The organism is Streptomyces sp. JNUCC 64, assembly GCF_054484115.1.
The window spans coordinates 876763-892768 of record NZ_CM137015.1 but is presented as its reverse complement, the minus strand read 5'-3'; the positions used below and the strand labels follow the sequence as shown (position 1 = coordinate 892768).

Sequence of the window (16006 nt, the reverse complement as noted above, 5' to 3'; positions counted from 1 at the left end):
CAGGTGAAACCTTCTCGACTCCTCTTGTTCAAAGAGGGTCGATCACTGGGCTGAACTCCCTTGAATCAAGATCCTTGGATCGGAGTACCCCCATGAACCGTCGTGTCCGTTGTGCGGCTTTCGTTGCGACCGTGGCGGCCGGTGCCGCCCTCGTCCTGTCGAGCGGGACCGCCCACGCCCAGGGCGAGCAGCCCGCCCCCCTCTCGGGCGGTCTGATCAACATCAACGCCCCGCTGATCAACAACACCGGCGACATCGACCTGGTGGAAGACGTCTTCGAGCACATCAGCATCCCGATCCTCGGCCAGGCCGTGCACCAGATGTACGACTGGGCCAAGTTCGAGGGCGGCCTGTTCGGCAAGAAGAAGTGACCCGGCGCCCGTAGGGCGACTGACCGGTGAACCACCCGCCATCCGGACACGGCCCTCAGCCGCACGTCCGGTGGCGGGTGAGCCCCGGAAGGTACTGCCGCCACTCGGCCTCGGTGAGGTCACGGCCGAGCGAGCGGCACAGCCGTCGCCGGGTGCGGTCGGGATCGGTGTCCCACAGCCGGACCGTCTGGTCGTCCCCGGCGGACGCCAGGGTCCGGCCGTCCGGGCTGAAGGCCAGGGTGCGCACCTGCCGGGTGTGCCCGGTGAGCGTGGCCCGGCGCGTCCGGTCGGCCAGGTCCCAGAGGACGACCTCGGAATCGGTGGTCGCCACGGCCAGCGTCCGGCCGTCCGGGCCGAACGCGACCGCGTTGGCCGGAGCGCTGGCGAGCGTGCCGTCCCCGGCCCGCCGCCGGACGTCCCACAGCCGGATCGTCTGGTCGAGTCCGGCACTGGCCAGCGTGGTCCCGTCCGGGGCGAACGCCACCGAGGTGACGGGCGCCGTGTGACCGCCGAACGTCGCGATCCGCACCCGCAGCCGGGGGTCCCACAACGCCACCCGCCCGTCCGCCCCCGCGGTGGCGAGCAGCCTGCCGTCCGGACTGAACGCGAGCGCGTTGACCGCCGTGCCCGCCGTGCCGGTGTCCACCGCGAACCACCCCAGCCGGGTCCGCCGCACCGGATCCCACAGCACCACCCGCCCGTCCGCCCCGCTGGTCGCGAGCGTCCGCCCGTCCGGGCTGAAGACGACGTCGGTCAGATGACGCCAGTGCCCGAAGAGCCGTACCGGGGACCCCGACCGCCCGGCGGGCCACACCAGCAGGGGATGGTCGGTGCGCCGGGCCGGACGCCCGCTGGCCACCGGAGCGTCCCGCGACGCCCCGGTCGCCGCCGCCACGGTCCGGCCGTCCGGACTGACGGCCACCGAACGGAACGCCCCCGTGCCGCCCGCCAGCACCGCGCGGCGACGGCCCGTCCCCGGGTCCCACACCCCGCCGGTCCGGTCCCGGCTGGCGGTGACCAGGCTCCGCCCGTCCGGCCCGTAGACCACCTTGTTCACCCGGCTGGTGTGCCCCGTCAGCGGAGCCCGGCCCACGTCCCAGAGGCTGATCCGGCCGCTCTCCCCGCCGAGCGCGAGCAGGGTGCCGCTGCGCCGGAAGGAAACGCTGTACACGCTCGCGTCGTGCCCGGTGAACGTGGCGAGCCGGGAGCGGTGCGCCGGGTCCCACACCACCAGCGTCTGGTCGTGACCGCTGGAGACCAGGGTCCGTCCGTCCGGGGCGAACGCCACCGCGCGCACCTCATCGCCGTGGCCGTGCAGGGTGACGATCGGAGTCCGCCGCCGGAGGTCCCACAGCCGGACGGTCCGGTCCTGGCCGCCGCTGGCCAGGGTGCGCCCGTCGGGGCTGAAGTCGACCGCGTCCACCGAGCGGGAGTGCCCCCGCAGCACGGCGAGCGGACGCCCGGACGCGGCGTGCCACAGCCGGACCGTCCGGTCCGCCCCCGAGGTCGCCAGGGTCCGTCCGTCCGGGGCGAACACCGCCGCCCACACCGGCCCGGAGTGCCCGGTGAGGATCCGCCGGGGCGTCTGCCGCGCGGTGACGCCCCGGTCGTCGCGGCGGACGTCCCACAGCACCACCCGGCGGCCCGTCCCGGCCGCCGCCAGGGTGCGCCCGTCGGGGCTGAACGCGACCGTGCGGAACTGCTCCCGGCGCACCGCGAGGGTCAGTGCCGGAGCGCGGGCGGCGGTGTCCCACAGGACCACCTTCCCGTCGTCGCCCGCGGTCGCCACGGTGCGTCCGTCGGGGGCGAAGTCGACCGCCCGCAGCCAGGTGGCGTGGTTGGCCAGCCGGGCGCGCGGAGTGCGGTCCCGGGGCCCCCACAGGGCCAGCGTGCCGTCCCGGCTGACGCTCGCCATCCTTCCCCCCGGCCCGAAGTCCACCTCCGACACCGCGTCCTCGTGGCCCGTCAGCTCGGCCTGGTAGACCCGGCGGGTGGACATGCTCAGCAGGGTGCCGCGCGCCTCCGGGGTCCGTGCCGCGCGGTACGCCTCCAGGCTCAGCAGCATGGCCGTGCCCGGCCGCACCCCGGCCAGCCGCAGCGCCTGGGACGCCAACTGCCGGGAGAGGGCGGTCCACTGCGCCTCGACCGCCCGCTGCCGCTGACGCAGGGCGACCACGCTCACCCCGGTCAGCACCACCAGCAGCAGCGCCAGCCCCGCCGACAGCCACCGCAGCTGACGGTTGCGCCGCAGCACCCGGGCCCGTTCGGAGTCCTCGGTCGCCGCGCTGGTCTCCAGGAACTCCCGCTCCAGCGGGGTCAGCGTGGCGGCGCGGTCGTCCCGGCCCAGCCACTCCCGGGCCACCGCCAGCCGGACCCCCCGGTACAGCGCCCCCTGGTCACGGGCGAGTCCGTGCCAGGCCGCGGCGGCCTCGGTCAGTTCGCGGTGGACGGCCAGCCCCTCGCGGTCCTCGGCGATCCAGTTCCGCAGCCGGGGCCAGGCCGTGATGAGCGCCTCGTGCGCCAGGTCGGCGACCCCGCCGTCCAGGGTGATCAGCCGGGCGCGGGCGAGGTGCTCCAGGACGACCGCGGCCTCCCGGGGGTGCCCGGCCTCCAACTCCGCCCGGGGCGCGGGGCGACGGGTGTCCTGGGCGCCCTGACCGGGGGTGATCAGCCGCAGCAGGATCCGGCGGGCGTGCGCGGCCTGCGGGGGAGTGAGCCGTACGTAGGTCTCCTCGGCGGTGTCCGCCACCGCGCCGTGCACCCCGCCGATCGCCTCGTAGGCGGCCAGGGTGAGGGTCCGGCCCTGGCGGCGGCGCCAGGTCTCCAGCAGCGCGTGCGACATCAGCGGCAGCGAGCCGGGCTGGCCCGCGCCGTCCTCCACGATCCGGGCGGTCAGCTCCCGCTCGACCACCAGCCGCGCCGTCCGGGCGGGCCCCACGACGGTCTGCCGCAGCTCGGCGGGGGTCATCGGCCCGATCGGCAGATGCGCCTCGCGCAACACGTCCACCAGCGCCGGGTGCTCGCTGACGTGCCCGTAGAAGTCGGCGCGCACGGCGACGACGATCCGCAGCCCGCCGTCCGGGTCCCGGGCGGCCAGCAGCAGCTCCAGGAACCGGGCCCGCTCCTCCGGGTCCCGGCAGAGGGTGAACACCTCCTCGAACTGGTCGACGATCACGACGGTGTCCCCCGGTCGCCGGGGATCGCCGTCCGGGTCCGCCGTGCCGTCCGTGCCCGTCGCCGGGGTGAGGGCTCCGGCGTGGGTGCTCGCCGGACGGGGGCCCGGGGTCAGCACCCGCACGGCGGCGCACGGCCGCCCGCTGCCGTCACCGTCGGGCCCCGGCCCGGTGCCGTCGCCCGGGTGCTGGAGACGGGGGATCAGCCCGGCCCGCAGCAGGGACGACTTGCCGCTGCCGGAGGCGCCCGTGACCATCACGAACCGGTGCGCGGCCAGGGTCGCGGCCAGCCGGTCCACCAAGTGGTCCCGGCCGAAGAACAGCGCCCGGTCCCCGGTCTCGTAACGGGCCAGCCCCCGGTACGGCGGATCGGAACCGTCCTCCTCCGCGAGGGCCCGGGCGGTCCGTCGGGCGAGTTCGTCCGCCGCCCGGCGCCAGCGGGCCTCCCACTCCTCCCGGTCGCCCCCGCACGCCGCCGCGTAGGCCAGCGCCACGGGGAGGGAGGGGAGCTGCTGTCCGGCGGCGGCCTGGGAGAGGGTGCTCACCGAGTAGTGGGCCCGGCGCGCCATCTCCCGGTAGGTGACCCCTCCCGTGGCCGACCGCAGCGCGCGCAGTTCCCGCGCGAACGCGTGGACGGGTTCCGTGCCCGGTTCCAACGGCCGTTCCCGACGCCCTGCCATCGACCACCTCATCGCGTCCCGTCCCCGGCCGATCATTCGGCAGCGGGTCCGGTCGTGCCAAGGCATTGTTCGGACAGCGCGGAACGGGATTTCCGAACATCGCCGGATCCGTTGGAATCGGTTCCACACCCCGATGGCCAGGGGGAACACCAAGGCCACCGGAGTGCGCGATCACCTATGACATCAGACCGTGACCGAACCCAGTTGAGGAGCGAACACAGATGCTCGTCAGTCGATCGAAAGTGTCCGAGGAGGCCGTCTCCGCGCTCCGGAACGGCGCCCCCGGCGACCGGGGGCGATCCGGCCGGCCGGCGACCGTCCGGGTGACGGCTGACCCGGCCGCGACGGCGGACACCCAGGGGAAGGCCCCGTGGCGGCGGACGGGCGGGGGCGGCCCCTGCGCTCCACCGCGCCCCCGCGCCCGGGGGCGACGACTCACCGCCCCACGGCCCTGCGCTCCAGATAGATCCCGGTGAACACGGCGACCTTGGCCCGCAGCGCCCACGGGTCGAACGGTTTGCCGAGGTAGTCGACGGCACCGGCGGCGTACCCACGGGCGGAGTGCTCCGGGTCCACCCCCATCGCCGTGAGGAAGATGATCGGAACGTCCCGGGTGCGGGGCCGCCGCTTGATGTGCGCGGCGGTCTCGTACCCGTCCATGCCGGGCATCTGCACGTCCATGATGATGACGGCGAAGTCGTCGTCGTCCAGCAGCGCCTTCAACGCCTCCCGCCCGGAGGACACCGCCACCAGCTCCTGGTCCAGGGTGGCCAGGACCGCCGTCATGGCCAGCAGGTTGTCCGCCTGGTCGTCCACCACGAGCACCTTGGGCAGCCGTCGGCCCCCCGGCGCCGCGGTGACGGGCAGCGCCGCGCCCCGCCGCACCCGCTCCACGGCCTCCAACTGGCGTTCCAGCAGGACGCACCGCTCCTCGGCCTCCTCGTGCCGCTCACGGGCCTCCCGCAGCTCGGTCGCGAGCCGCGCCACCTCCTCCTGCAGCAGATCGCGCTCCCGCAGCAGCTCCGACACATCGGGGCGGGCCGCCGCCAGGGCGTCGGCACGGGCCCGCTCGGCGCTCCACTCGGCCTCCAGCTGGCCGAGCCGCACCTCCAGGTCCGCGATCCGGTGCTTCCGGTCCAGCAGCGCCTCGCCGAGCGCGTCGCCGTGGGCGGTGGACAGCCGGGAGTCCCGGTCGGCGTCCGCCAGTTGACGCTCCAGCACCTCCACCGCGTGCCGGGGCGAGGCCCCGGTGGCGACCGCCGCCCGGTGCAGATCGCGCAGCAGCGCGACGGCCCTCGGGGTGGCGGGCGTGCCCCGGTGCTCGGCGAGGTCGGTGAGCAGGTCCACCACCACCTCCCAGGGCGGCACCCGGGAACCGCTGAGGTAGCGGGAGAAGGTCCCCGGATCCCGGCGGCGGCGCGCCGCGTACCGCCGTACGGACACGTCCAGTCCGTCGAACAGCTCGCGCAACGCCTGGGCCAGCGCCCGTGACTCCCGTGTGAGGTCCGTCGCCAGGGGGCGCAGTCCGCCGGGGCCGCTCCGCCCGGCCGCGCGCTTCCCGGCCGTCTGGACGGCCGTCCCCACCGGGACGCCGCCGGGCGGCGGTCCGGAATCCGTCCCCGCCGGGGGCAGCGACCTGTTCATGCGTTCTCCTCACTCCGCCGTCCCCACCGGGACGGCGGCTGTCCCCGGGCGCGGCCCGGCGCACCCCGGCGTCCTCCGACGGAAGCCGTGGGGGCGAGGCACAGCATGGAGGGCGCGGGGACCGTTGCGCCCGGCAACACCGGGATCGGCAACACTGGACGGGCGGAACCCGCCCGTCGGCGCGGGCCGGTTCCGGCCATCGGCGGACACCGGATCCGGAGGCGGAGGCGTCGTGGGGGCGCCGGGTACGGGGCGGGAGCGGGCGGGGCGGGCCCCTACCCAGGCCCGCCCGACGCGTCCGACCCGCCCGACCCGTCTGGCCTGTCTGGCTCGCGCCGCTCATCCGGCCCGCCCACCCCGTCAGGCCCGTCCAGCCCATCCGGCCTGTCCGGCTTGCCCCGCTCATCCACCCCGCCCGGCCCGTCCGACCCGTCCGGCTCGGTCGGTTCACCTGTTCGACCCGCCCCGTCCCGGCCCCCGTTGTCCTCCGACAGCTCCCGCAGGCGGCGCAGCAGTTCCTCGCGCACCGGGTCCGGTGACAGCACCCGCAGGGGGGTGCCCAGGCCGAGGAGGTACGTGACGAGCTGGTCGACGTCGTTGCCGCCGATCTCGACGACGGTGGCGTGGGGACCGTCCGGGTGGTGGGCGCCGATGGTGGGCGGGACGATCCGCAGCGCCCGGTCGAGGGGGTGCGGCAGCCGGACCGTGACGTAGAGCGGGTACACCACGCCCGCGATGGACCGGGAGACGAGGAGCGCCGGGTCGGGCGGGTCACCGAGTTCGACGGCGGCTCCGGTGGACCGCACCCGCACCACCCGGTCGGCCCGGAACGTCCGCCACTGGTCCTTGGCCACGTCCCGGGCGACGAAGTACCAGCGGCGGCCGGTGTGCACCAGACGGTAGGGATCGACGTCCCGGACCGTCTCGTTCCCGGCGTGGTCGCGGTACGCCAGCCGGGCGCGCTCGCCCCGGCGGCAGGCGGCGGCCAGCTCCCGCAGCACACCGGGCGGGAGCTGGGGTCCCCCGGACCGGGGGGTGTGGACGAAGGTCGCGTCCATCTCGCCCAGCCGGTCCGCGATCCGGGGCGGAAGGACCCTCCGCAGTTTGCCCAGTGCCGACAGCGCGCTCCGGTCGTCGCCCAGGACGCCGCTGAGCGCGGCCTCCCGCAGGGCGACGGCGACGGCGAGCGCCTCCTCGTCGTCGAGGACCAGCGGTGGCACCCGGGTGCCACCGCCGAGGCGGTAGCCGCCCCAGGGGCCGGGGTCGGATTCGACGCCGTAGCCGAGGTCCCGCAGCCGGGCGATGTCCCGCCGGACCGTGCGGTCGGTGACCGCCATCCGTTCGGCGAGTTCGCGGCAGGTCCACGTCGGCCGGGTGGACAGCAGGGCGACCAGGCGCAGCAGTCGGGCGGAGGAGCTGATCACATCCGGAAGTGTCCCCGATGACCAGGACCGTGGCGGTCCTGGTCATGTCACCGGCGCACCGCCGTACGGAGCCGGTCCGTAAGGGACGGCCGGTCCGTAGGGGACGGTCTAGGTACCCGTCACGGCTCGTTCGAGCAGGCTCCGGAGGACGCGCTGCTGTTCGGAGTCGAGACCGGCCAGCGGCGAGTCCTGGACGAGGAGTCCGAGGAGCCGCTCGCGGGAGGCGCTGCCCGCCGTGGTGAGGACGAGGTGCTTGGCGCGGCGGTCGGTGGGGTGGGCGCGGCGTTCGACCAGGCCCTGGTTCTCCAGCTTGTCGATGACGAACGTGGCGTTGGAGGGCTCGCAGCCCATGCGCGAGGCGAGCTCCCGCATGGTCATCGGCCCGGTCATCTCCCGCAGCGCGGTCGCCTGGGCCGTGGTGAGCCCCAGGGTGACGGCGTGTTCGCGTACGTGGTCGGAGATCCGCTGGGCCAGCCGGTTCACCAGGCAGCACAGCTCCCGCTCGGCGATGACGTGCGGCTCCGAGGGCGTCGTCATGCACTCACCCTAACAAGCCCATCAAGCAAGGACATTTCCAGCTCATATATTTCTAGCTTGCAAGATTCTAGCTTGCATGGTTCTAACTTGATGCTTATGGTCTTCACCGTTGCCCCGGGGAGCGCTCCAGAGGCGTTCCGGGGGGCCGCTCGGGCTCCGGGGCGGGCGACGACCCGATGGCGCACGACCGAACACCACGGAACACAGGGGAGAGGGACATGACGCACTCCACGACCGACCGGGACGAACGGCCCCCCGGGCCGACCGGCGTCCGTTCGCTGCGGCTGGGCGACACGACGGTGTCCTACGTGCCGGACGGATCGGTGCGGCTGAGACCGCGCGATCTGATCCCCGACGCGACCGACGAGGCGTGGGCCGCCCACCCCGGGTCGCTGGACCCGTCCGGCGACCTGGTGGCGAGCCTCGGCGGCCTGCTGGTGGAGAACGGCGACCGCGCGCTGCTGATCGACGCGGGGTTCGGGCCCCGGTCCTGGCCGCCTGCCCCGGACGGCCCGCGCGGCGCGATCCACGGGGGCGCGCTGCTGGACGGTCTGGCCCGGCTCGGCCGGGGGCCGGAGCGGATCGAGGCGGTGGCCTTCACCCATCTGCACCCCGACCACACCGGCTGGGCCTGGCACCCCGCCCCCGGCGGCGACCGGCCCGCGTTCGCCCACGCCGACTACCTGGCGTCGGAACCGGAATGGGCCCGGCGCGACCTCCTGGAGGCGGCGGAGGTCGAGGGTCTGACCCCACGGATCCGTACCCTTACCGACGGACAGGAGGTCTTCCCGGGCGTACGGGCGCGGATCACCACCGGGCACTCGCCCGGACACACCGAGTACGTCATCACCTCCGGCGGGCGTCGGCTGATCGCCTTCGGCGACTCCCTGCACTCCCCGGTCCAGGTCGCCCACCCCGAGTGGTCCAGCGCCTTCGACCACGACCCCGCGCGCGCCGCCGACCACCGTCGCGCGCTCGTCGGGGAACTGGCGGAACCCGACACCATCGGCTTCGGCGTCCACTTCGCCGGCCTGGCGTTCGGCCGGGTCCGGCGCGACGGCGACGGATTCGTCTGGCGCCCCCTGGACGTCTGATCGCGGACGCCGGACGCCGGACGTCAGACGTCAGACGGGTGAGGCGCGAGAGGTGCGAGAGGTGCGAGGCGTCGAGGAGACGGGTGGGGGTGACTCCGTCGCCGTGCCCGAGGGAACGGCTCGGGCCGCCCCCCGGGGATTCCCCGGCGCGCGGCCCGGCCCCGTCCCCCCGGCGGTGCCGGGCCGGGGGCTCAACCGGGGGCGGTCCGGGTACCAGCCGGTCCGGGTCCGGGCGGCGGGTGCGGTCCGTCCCCGCCGCCCGGACCCCCGCGCCCCCGCAGCGAACGCAGCAGTTCCCCCGTTCCGAAGGCGACCACCGAACAGACCAGGACGACCGCCATCTGCTCCCCGGCGTCCGGCCCCAGCAACAGGGCGGCCAGCACCGCCGCGGTCACCGGCAGCCGGGTCACCGCCGCCGCGGCCGAGACCATCCCCACGGCCAGGGCGGTCGTCACCCCGAAGCCGGGCAGCCCCGCGAAGACCAGGGCGAGCGCCGGACCGAGCAGCACCGCCGGGAAGATCGGGCCGCCGCGCAGCACCCCGAGGGAGACGGCCCAGGCGAACCCCTTGAAGAGCAGCAGCCACAGCAGGGCACCGACCGACCAGGCCGTGGGGTCGGCGGCCAGCCGGGCCAGCATCTCCTGCCCGGACAGCGCGGCCTCTTCGGGCGAACGGCCGCTGCACAGCCCGTACCCGGCGAGCAGCGCCCCGACCACCAGCGCCCCGACCACCAGCGCCCCGAGCACGGTGCGCGGTCCGGGACGGCGCGCCGTCCAGTCGGCGGCCCGGACGCCCAAGGCCACCGCGGCGGTCACCACCACCGCGATCACCGCCGCCAGCGGCACCCCCCACAGGAAGTCCCCGGCCTCCAGCGCGTCGTCGGGCGGTACCGAGGGCAGCGTCAGACCGCCCGTGTCGAGCCCCGTCCAGCGGCCGAAACCGGTGAAGACCAGGGCGCCCACCCCGCTGGCGAGCAGACTGGGCAGGACCAGTGCCAGCAGCCCCGGTCCGCCGAGCCCGGCGGCCTCGATGATCAGTACGGCGGCCACCAGCGGACTGCCGAACACGGTGGAGATCGCGGTGGCCGAGCCCGCCGCCCCCAGCACCGCCACCAGCCGGGGCGCGCGCTCCCGGCGCGCGGAGCGGACCGCGAGCAGCGCGAGGCCGCTGCCGATCGCCATCAGCGGGGCCTCGGGCCCCAGTACCGCCCCGAAGGCCAGCGAGGCGACACCGGCGAGCACCACCCCGGGCAGCGCGGACGGCGCGGTCGCCTTTCCGCTCAGCCCCCGGGCCGGAACGTGTCCGCCGCCCCCGGGCAGCCGGGTGACGACGAACGCGGTGACCGTCCCGCCGACGGCCAGCAGCGGCAGCGGCCACCACCAGGGGGCGGTCCCGTACCCCAGCCGGTGCGGCAGACGCTCCCAGAGCCCGTTCTGGACGGCGTGCTCCAGGGTGACGAAGCCGAAGGCGGCGAACGACAGCGGCACCCCGAGCAGCGCCGACAACAGCAGCAGCCGCAGATAGCCGGGGTCCCGGAGCACCTCGCCGACCGGACGCGCCCCGTCGGGCTCCGCCGTCTGCGTCATCCGGGACCCCGCCTCCTGCGCGCACCGGACACGCGGTGCCGCGTGTCCGGTCCAGACTCCGCCAGGACCGGCTCCCCGGCACCTCCGGGGGGCCGTACGGAGGCGCCCCGGTGCCGTCCGGAGCGCCTCCGTCCCGCCGGGGCGGAAGGTCAGCCCGCCGTCACGTTGTCCGTGAACGTGGTGCCCGCCGCGCGGTAGGCGCCGACCCGGGCGGCCACCTGGGCCGGGGTCAGGACCTCGTCCTTGACGTGCAGCACGTAGTCGACCTGCTGCTCGTAGGAGCGGGGCGCGGTGCCGGTCGCCGTCAGCCCGGTGAACCACTGGTTGAAGCTGAGGAGCATGGCCCGCTCGGGCAGGTACGCCGAGCCGTGCGTGCCGAACAGCTGGCCGTCCACGTAGTACCGGATGTCATTGCCGTCGATGGTGAAGACCAGGTCGTGCCAGCCCGCGTGGCTGCTGCGGGCGACCGTGTGGGTGTTGACGAGCTGACCGGTGGTCGGGTGGTAGGTCTCCCAGGAGGTGCCGTAGAACGCGTTCGAGGTCTCTCCCCAGCCGCCGTTGGGCAGGTACTCGAAGTCGTACTCGGCGTAGTCGTCGGCGAGTGGGGCCTTGAGGTCGTTGATCGAGAAGAAGGTCTGGACGACGTGGTCGCCGTCCGGGCCCTGGACCGGCGCGTCGCTGAACTTCACCCGCGCCGCGTAGGTGCCGTTCTTGAACTTCATCGAGGTCGTGGAGATCTCGGCCTGCTCGGTGTTGGCCGCCGCGCCCGAGGTGGACGCCTTCAGCGTCATCAGGGAGGAGCCGCCCTCCTGGGAGAACGCGATGTTCTTCGGCGACCAGGTCGCGCCCGCCACCCCGGGTCCGCCGCCCCAGGACCGCAGCTGCCAGCCGTTCGCGCCGAGCTTGGGGTCGGTGTGGGAGGAGTAGGCGAAGTCGTCGAACAGTGCCTGGGAGGGCGGTGGTTCGGTCGATCCACCGGGCTCGGTGCCCCATACGGTGGTGCCCGCGACCCGCGCGGTGACCTTCGTCCAGTCGCCGTAGGAGCTCTGGGACGCGCCGAAGGAGTGGTCGTCGCTCTGGACGAGCTGCTGCCAGTCCGTCCGGTGGAACCGCACCTGGAGGTCGCCCGTGTCGGCGCCCGGGGCCAGCGATCCGGCCCCCGCCGTGAAGCCGATCTCCAGATAGCGGTCGGCGGTGGCCGTGGGCCGGGCGAGGGTGCCGAAGGTGCCGGTGACGTTGGCGCAGCCCTTGACCGCCCAGTCGCAGGCGAACCGGTAGGAGGTCTGCGCCGAGTCGGCCTTGAAGTAGTACCGGAGCTTGACGTCACCGAGCGCGACGGCGGTGGTGCCCGTGTTGCGGACCTTCAGCCAGGGCGCGGCCTGCGAGGCGCTGGCCCCGGAGGAACTGGTGCGGTACTGCACGGTGAGCCCGCCCCCGGCCGCCTGCGCGGCGGTGGGGAGCGCCGCGAGGCCGAAGGTGGCGAGGGTCGTCGCGAGCGCCCCGGCCGCGAGCGCGCGCAGCCGGGTGTGTGGGGGTCTTCTCATGGTGGCGCTGCCTCTCCTGAACGTTGAGACGGACGGGCCGCCCCCCGTGGGCGGACGGCACCCGCGTGATCGTACGGAACATTGACGCGTTTCAACTCCCCTGTACGAAAGGCGAGATGGAGAGGCCGATGGATCACGGTTCGTCCCCCGCCGACTGGGGTCCCGCTCGCCGGGAGCCACCGGGGACGCACCGGGAAACCACCGGAACCACCGGGGACGCACCGCGAACGCGCCGGGAACCACCGGTACCCCTCGGGGGACCCCCTTAGGGATCCGAACCGCCCTTATCAATCCACGGGTTGATCCGGCCGACGGGTCCGACGCGCCACGATGACGGCTGTTCGGCAAGACGGAGGAGACAGCACACCGTGCACACACCGAAGACGGGCGCGACCGTCACGACGAAGGCGCCGACGGCGGCGGCGACGGCACCGGGGAGACCGGCGGGACCGGCGGCACCGGAAACGGCCGGGGGAGACGACCGCTCCCCGGCCCGGTGCGGGAAGGGGACGGCCCGGCGGTCCGGGTGGGTGGCGATGGGCGTCGCGCTCGCCCTGTCCGGCTCCCTCGGCACGGCCGTCGCCGTGCCGGGCCACCAGGCCGGAGCCCCCCGCACGGTCGAGGGGACCTGGCGGATGGACGGCTACGGCATGGTCGTCGGCGTCCGCGACGGGGTGCTGCGCACCTGGGACACCACGGCGATCAGCTGCGCCCCCGCGCTGACCATGCCGCGCGAGGGGAGGACGGGGACCGACGGCGCGGCCCGGTTCTCGGCGGACGGTCTCACCCTGACCGTGCGTCCCCGGTCCGGCACCCGGGCCACCCTGCGGATCCACGGCACCGTGGGCGCCCGGGGCCTCGAACGGATCGCCGCCCTGCCGAAGCGCTGCGAGCGGCCCCAACCCACCGGCCCCCGCGCCGCGTTCGACGTGTTCTGGCGGACGTTCCAGGAGAACTACGCGTTCTTCCGGACCCGGGGCGTCGACTGGCGCGAGGTCCGCGACACCTACCGGCCGCGCGTCCACGCGGGGACCACCCCCGACGAACTCTTCGACGTGCTCGCCGAGATGACCGAGCCGCTGCGGGACGGCCACGTCTCCCTGGAGGCCCCGGAGCTGAACCGTTCCGCCCAGGTGGGCCGCCCGGGAACCAGGGAACCGGACGAGGCACTGGAGAAGCGCACCCGGCGGTTCATCGAGCGCCGGGACCTCGGCGGGACACGGCTGAAGTCGTACGCGCAGGGTGCGATCGGCTACGCGGACCTGCCCGGCGGCCTCGGCTATCTGCGGATCAACCGCTTCGTGGGCTACGCCCCGGGCGACGGCGGCTACACGGCCGACGCCGCCGCGCTGGAACGGGCCCTCGACCGGATCGTCACCCGGGCCCGGACCAGCGGCCCGAACCGCTGGCGCGGACTGATCGTGGACGTCCGGGTCAACGCCGGAGGGTACGACGGCCTCGGCCTCGCGGTGGCCTCCCGGCTCACCGACCGCTCCTACCCCGCGTTCGCCAAGCAGGCCCGCAACGACCCCCGGGACGCGACCCGCTTCACCCGGCCGCAGACCGTCAAGGTGAAGCCCGCGCCGGGCGCGCCCCGCTACGACGGGCCGGTCGCGGTCCTCATCGGCGGCTCGACGGTCAGCGCGGGGGAGACGTTCACCCACGCCCTGGACGAACGCCCCGCCCCCACCACCCTGATCGGGGAGAACACCCAGGGGATCTTCTCCGACATTCTCCCCCGCACCCTGTCGAACGGGTGGTCCTTCGGCCTCTCCAACGAGCGGTACACCGATCCCCGGGGCCGCTCCTTCGAGGGGCCGGGCATCCCCCCTGGCATCGCCGTGCCGGTCTTCACCGAGGAGGAGTTCGCGGCGAACCGCGACTCGGCCTTCGACCGCGCCACCGCGCTGCTCACCCGCCGCCGCTGATCCCCTCCGGGTCCGGAGCGGGCGTCGGCCCGTCGGTCGGTCGGGCCGACGTTCCGGCTCAGGCGGCCCGGCCGGTGACCTCGTACCCGGCCTCGTCCACGGCCCGGGCGATCAGCGCGTCGTCCGGCTCGCCGCCCGTCGTCACGGTGACCCGCCCGGTCGCGACGTCGACGTCCACGGACCGGACGCCGTCGAGGTCGCCGACCGCCTTGGACACCGAGGACTTGCAGTGGCCGCACGTCATGCCGGACACCTGGTAGACGGTGGTGCGGCCGTCCGTGGCGGACTCGGTGGCCGCGCTGGTGGAGCAGTTGCCGTCGGTGGAGCAGCAGGACGACATGGTGGTTTCCTCCTGGGAGTCGTGTGCGGGCGGCGAACGCGGGGGATCCCGCCGGAGACCGGAGACCGGAGGTCAGGGGGCCCGGGGGGCCCGGGGGGCTCAGAGAGACCCCCGGGGGGTATCCCCGCGTCCTCCGTATTTATACCCCCACCCGGTATCTGAGGCAAGGTGGTCGCCCGGGGAGGTGGCCGCCCGCCCGCCCCGCCGTGCCACTCGCCCGGCCCCGTCGCGGGACGCTCCCGGCGGCGCTCTCGGCGGGAGGGCCGCACTCTCCGCCGAGGCCCGCCGCCGCACGGGAGCGGACGTCTTCCGCCGGGCGGGCGCGCCGCACTATAGTCCCGAAACTAGCAGCGCTCATCACGCTCGCCCCGACGTCCCGCCCACCCGGCGGACGCGCCCACGGACCCGGCCCGACCGGTCGGCCACCCGGTGGGGGAGGGGCGCGTCCCGGCCCGCGCAGGAGGAACCCGTACCGTGCGTCCCGTCCACTTCGCCGCAGCCCGCCGCACCCCCATCGGCCGCCTCCGCGGCGCCCTGTCCACCGTCCGGCCCGACGACCTCGCGGCCACCGTGATCAGCGGCCTCCTCGCCGACGTGCCCGCCCTCGACCCGGCCCGCATCGACGACGTCCACTGGGGCGCCGCCAACCAGGCGGGCGAGGACAACCGCAACGTCGCCCGGATGGCCGCCCTCCTCGCCGGGATCCCCGACACCGTTCCCGGCGTCACCGTCAACCGGCTGTGCGCCTCCGGACTGGAAGCCGTCACCACCGCCGCCCGGGCCATCGCCTCCGGCGAGGCGGACATCGTCCTCGCGGGCGGCTCCGAGTCGATGAGCCGCGCCCCGTTCGTCCTCGCCCGCCCCGACGAGGCGCTGCCGCACCGCGTCGAGACCGCCGACACCCGGCTCGGCTGGCGCCTGGTCAACCCGGCGATGCGCGAACGCCACGGAGTGCTGTCGATGGGCGAGACCGCCGAGGAGGTCGCCGCCCGTCACGCCATCGGCCGCGAACGGCAGGACGCCTTCGCCCTGCGCAGCCACCGACGGGCCGCCCACGCCCGCGCGCACGGCCACTTCGACGCCGAACTCCTCCCCGTCACCCGCCCCGACGGGACCGTGGTCACCGCCGACGAGTCCATCCGGGAGGACACCTCGCCGGAGCGCCTCGCCGCGCTCGCCCCCGTCTTCCGGAGGGACGGCACCGTCACCGCGGGCAACGCCTCCCCCATGAACGACGGCGCCGCCGCGCTGCTCCTGGTCAGCGAGCGGGCGCTCGACGGACTCGGCCTCGAATCCCTCGGCCGGTACGCGGCCGGAGCCTCGGCGGGCGTCCACCCCGACGTCATGGGCCTCGGCCCGGTCCCCGCCACCCGCAAGGCCCTGGACCGGGTGGGCTGGCGGACCGCCGACCTCGACGAGATCGAGTGCAACGAGGCGTTCGCCGCCCAGGCACTCGCCTGTCTGGAACTCCTCGGCATCGACGCCGAACGGGCCAACCCCAGCGGCGGCGCCATCGCCCTCGGTCACCCCCTCGGCTGCTCGGGCGCCCGCATCCTGACCACCCTCCTGCACCGGATGCGCCGCACCGGGGCCACCCGTGGCCTCGCCACCCTCTGCGTCGGCGTGGGACAGGGCACCGCGGTCCTGGTCTCCCGGGACGGCTGACCGCCGCCGAGGGGAGGCAT

At 75.0% G+C, this 16006-nt stretch carries 11 protein-coding genes; 4 read left to right on the top strand and 7 right to left on the bottom strand.

Annotated elements, in window-relative coordinates:
* The first annotated feature begins 131 nt into the window (after positions 1 to 131).
* Positions 132 to 371 (top strand): hypothetical protein, encoded by a 240-nt coding sequence (locus tag ACVWNX_RS03385; RefSeq protein ID WP_454412353.1) that lies wholly within the window; start codon positions 132 to 134, stop codon positions 369 to 371.
* A 55-nt stretch (positions 372 to 426) separates the two neighbouring features.
* On the opposite strand, the gene ACVWNX_RS03380 is transcribed toward ACVWNX_RS03385, so the two are convergent.
* From ACVWNX_RS03380 to ACVWNX_RS03365, 4 genes are all read right to left on the bottom strand, one after another.
* A complete protein-coding gene (locus tag ACVWNX_RS03380; protein WP_454412352.1) occupies positions 427 to 4224 on the bottom strand; it encodes an nSTAND1 domain-containing NTPase in 3798 nt (1265 codons plus the stop codon).
* 435 nt (positions 4225 to 4659) lie between these two features.
* A complete protein-coding gene (locus ACVWNX_RS03375) occupies positions 4660 to 5739 on the bottom strand; it encodes a response regulator (RefSeq protein ID WP_454414614.1) in 1080 nt (359 codons plus the stop codon).
* A gap of 404 nt (positions 5740 to 6143) precedes the next feature.
* Complete coding sequence (locus tag ACVWNX_RS03370) at positions 6144 to 7292, bottom strand: helix-turn-helix transcriptional regulator (protein WP_459016894.1); 1149 nt, start codon at positions 7290 to 7292, stop codon at positions 6144 to 6146.
* Positions 7293 to 7400: 108 nt separating this feature from the next.
* Positions 7401 to 7829: a MarR family winged helix-turn-helix transcriptional regulator gene (locus tag ACVWNX_RS03365; RefSeq protein ID WP_454412351.1), complete on the bottom strand. Its 429-nt coding sequence runs from the start codon at positions 7827 to 7829 to the stop codon at positions 7401 to 7403.
* 218 nt (positions 7830 to 8047) lie between these two features.
* Between ACVWNX_RS03365 and ACVWNX_RS03360 the strand changes: the two genes are divergently transcribed.
* On the top strand, positions 8048 to 8923 hold the full coding sequence (locus ACVWNX_RS03360; RefSeq protein ID WP_454412350.1) for an MBL fold metallo-hydrolase: 876 nt from the start codon (positions 8048 to 8050) through the stop codon (positions 8921 to 8923).
* Positions 8924 to 9114: 191 nt separating this feature from the next.
* Here the strand turns inward: ACVWNX_RS03360 and ACVWNX_RS03355 are convergent, their stop codons facing one another.
* Positions 9115 to 10509: a chloride channel protein gene (locus ACVWNX_RS03355; protein ID WP_454412349.1), complete on the bottom strand. Its 1395-nt coding sequence runs from the start codon at positions 10507 to 10509 to the stop codon at positions 9115 to 9117.
* A 149-nt stretch (positions 10510 to 10658) separates the two neighbouring features.
* On the bottom strand, positions 10659 to 12053 hold the full coding sequence (locus ACVWNX_RS03350; protein WP_454412348.1) for a cellulose binding domain-containing protein: 1395 nt from the start codon (positions 12051 to 12053) through the stop codon (positions 10659 to 10661).
* Between the two features lie 536 nt (positions 12054 to 12589).
* Here ACVWNX_RS03350 and ACVWNX_RS03345 point away from each other — a divergent pair.
* A complete protein-coding gene (locus tag ACVWNX_RS03345; protein ID WP_454412347.1) occupies positions 12590 to 13981 on the top strand; it encodes a S41 family peptidase in 1392 nt (463 codons plus the stop codon).
* A gap of 58 nt (positions 13982 to 14039) precedes the next feature.
* Here the strand turns inward: ACVWNX_RS03345 and ACVWNX_RS03340 are convergent, their stop codons facing one another.
* The gene (locus ACVWNX_RS03340; protein WP_454412346.1) at positions 14040 to 14321 is read right to left on the bottom strand and encodes a heavy-metal-associated domain-containing protein; all 282 of its coding nucleotides are present in this window, start codon (positions 14319 to 14321) and stop codon (positions 14040 to 14042) included.
* A 474-nt stretch (positions 14322 to 14795) separates the two neighbouring features.
* On the opposite strand from ACVWNX_RS03340, the gene ACVWNX_RS03335 reads away from it, so the two are divergent.
* Positions 14796 to 15986, top strand: coding sequence for a thiolase family protein (locus ACVWNX_RS03335; protein WP_454412345.1), 1191 nt, complete (start codon positions 14796 to 14798; stop codon positions 15984 to 15986).
* The last annotated feature ends 20 nt before the right edge of the window (positions 15987 to 16006 follow it).

What these genes read in the sequence shown, in the direction of transcription:
- ACVWNX_RS03380 (WP_454412352.1), bottom strand. Translation starts at nt 4,224, where the DNA reads ATGGCAGGGCGTCGGGAACGGCCGTTGGAACCGGGCACGGAACCCGTC.
- ACVWNX_RS03365 (WP_454412351.1), bottom strand. Translation starts at nt 7,829, where the DNA reads ATGACGACGCCCTCGGAGCCGCACGTCATCGCCGAGCGGGAGCTGTGC.
- ACVWNX_RS03360 (WP_454412350.1), top strand. Translation starts at nt 8,048, where the DNA reads ATGACGCACTCCACGACCGACCGGGACGAACGGCCCCCCGGGCCGACC.
- ACVWNX_RS03355 (WP_454412349.1), bottom strand. Translation starts at nt 10,509, where the DNA reads ATGACGCAGACGGCGGAGCCCGACGGGGCGCGTCCGGTCGGCGAGGTG.
- ACVWNX_RS03350 (WP_454412348.1), bottom strand. Translation starts at nt 12,053, where the DNA reads ATGAGAAGACCCCCACACACCCGGCTGCGCGCGCTCGCGGCCGGGGCG.
- ACVWNX_RS03345 (WP_454412347.1), top strand. Translation starts at nt 12,590, where the DNA reads ATGGGCGTCGCGCTCGCCCTGTCCGGCTCCCTCGGCACGGCCGTCGCC.
- ACVWNX_RS03340 (WP_454412346.1), bottom strand. Translation starts at nt 14,321, where the DNA reads ATGTCGTCCTGCTGCTCCACCGACGGCAACTGCTCCACCAGCGCGGCC.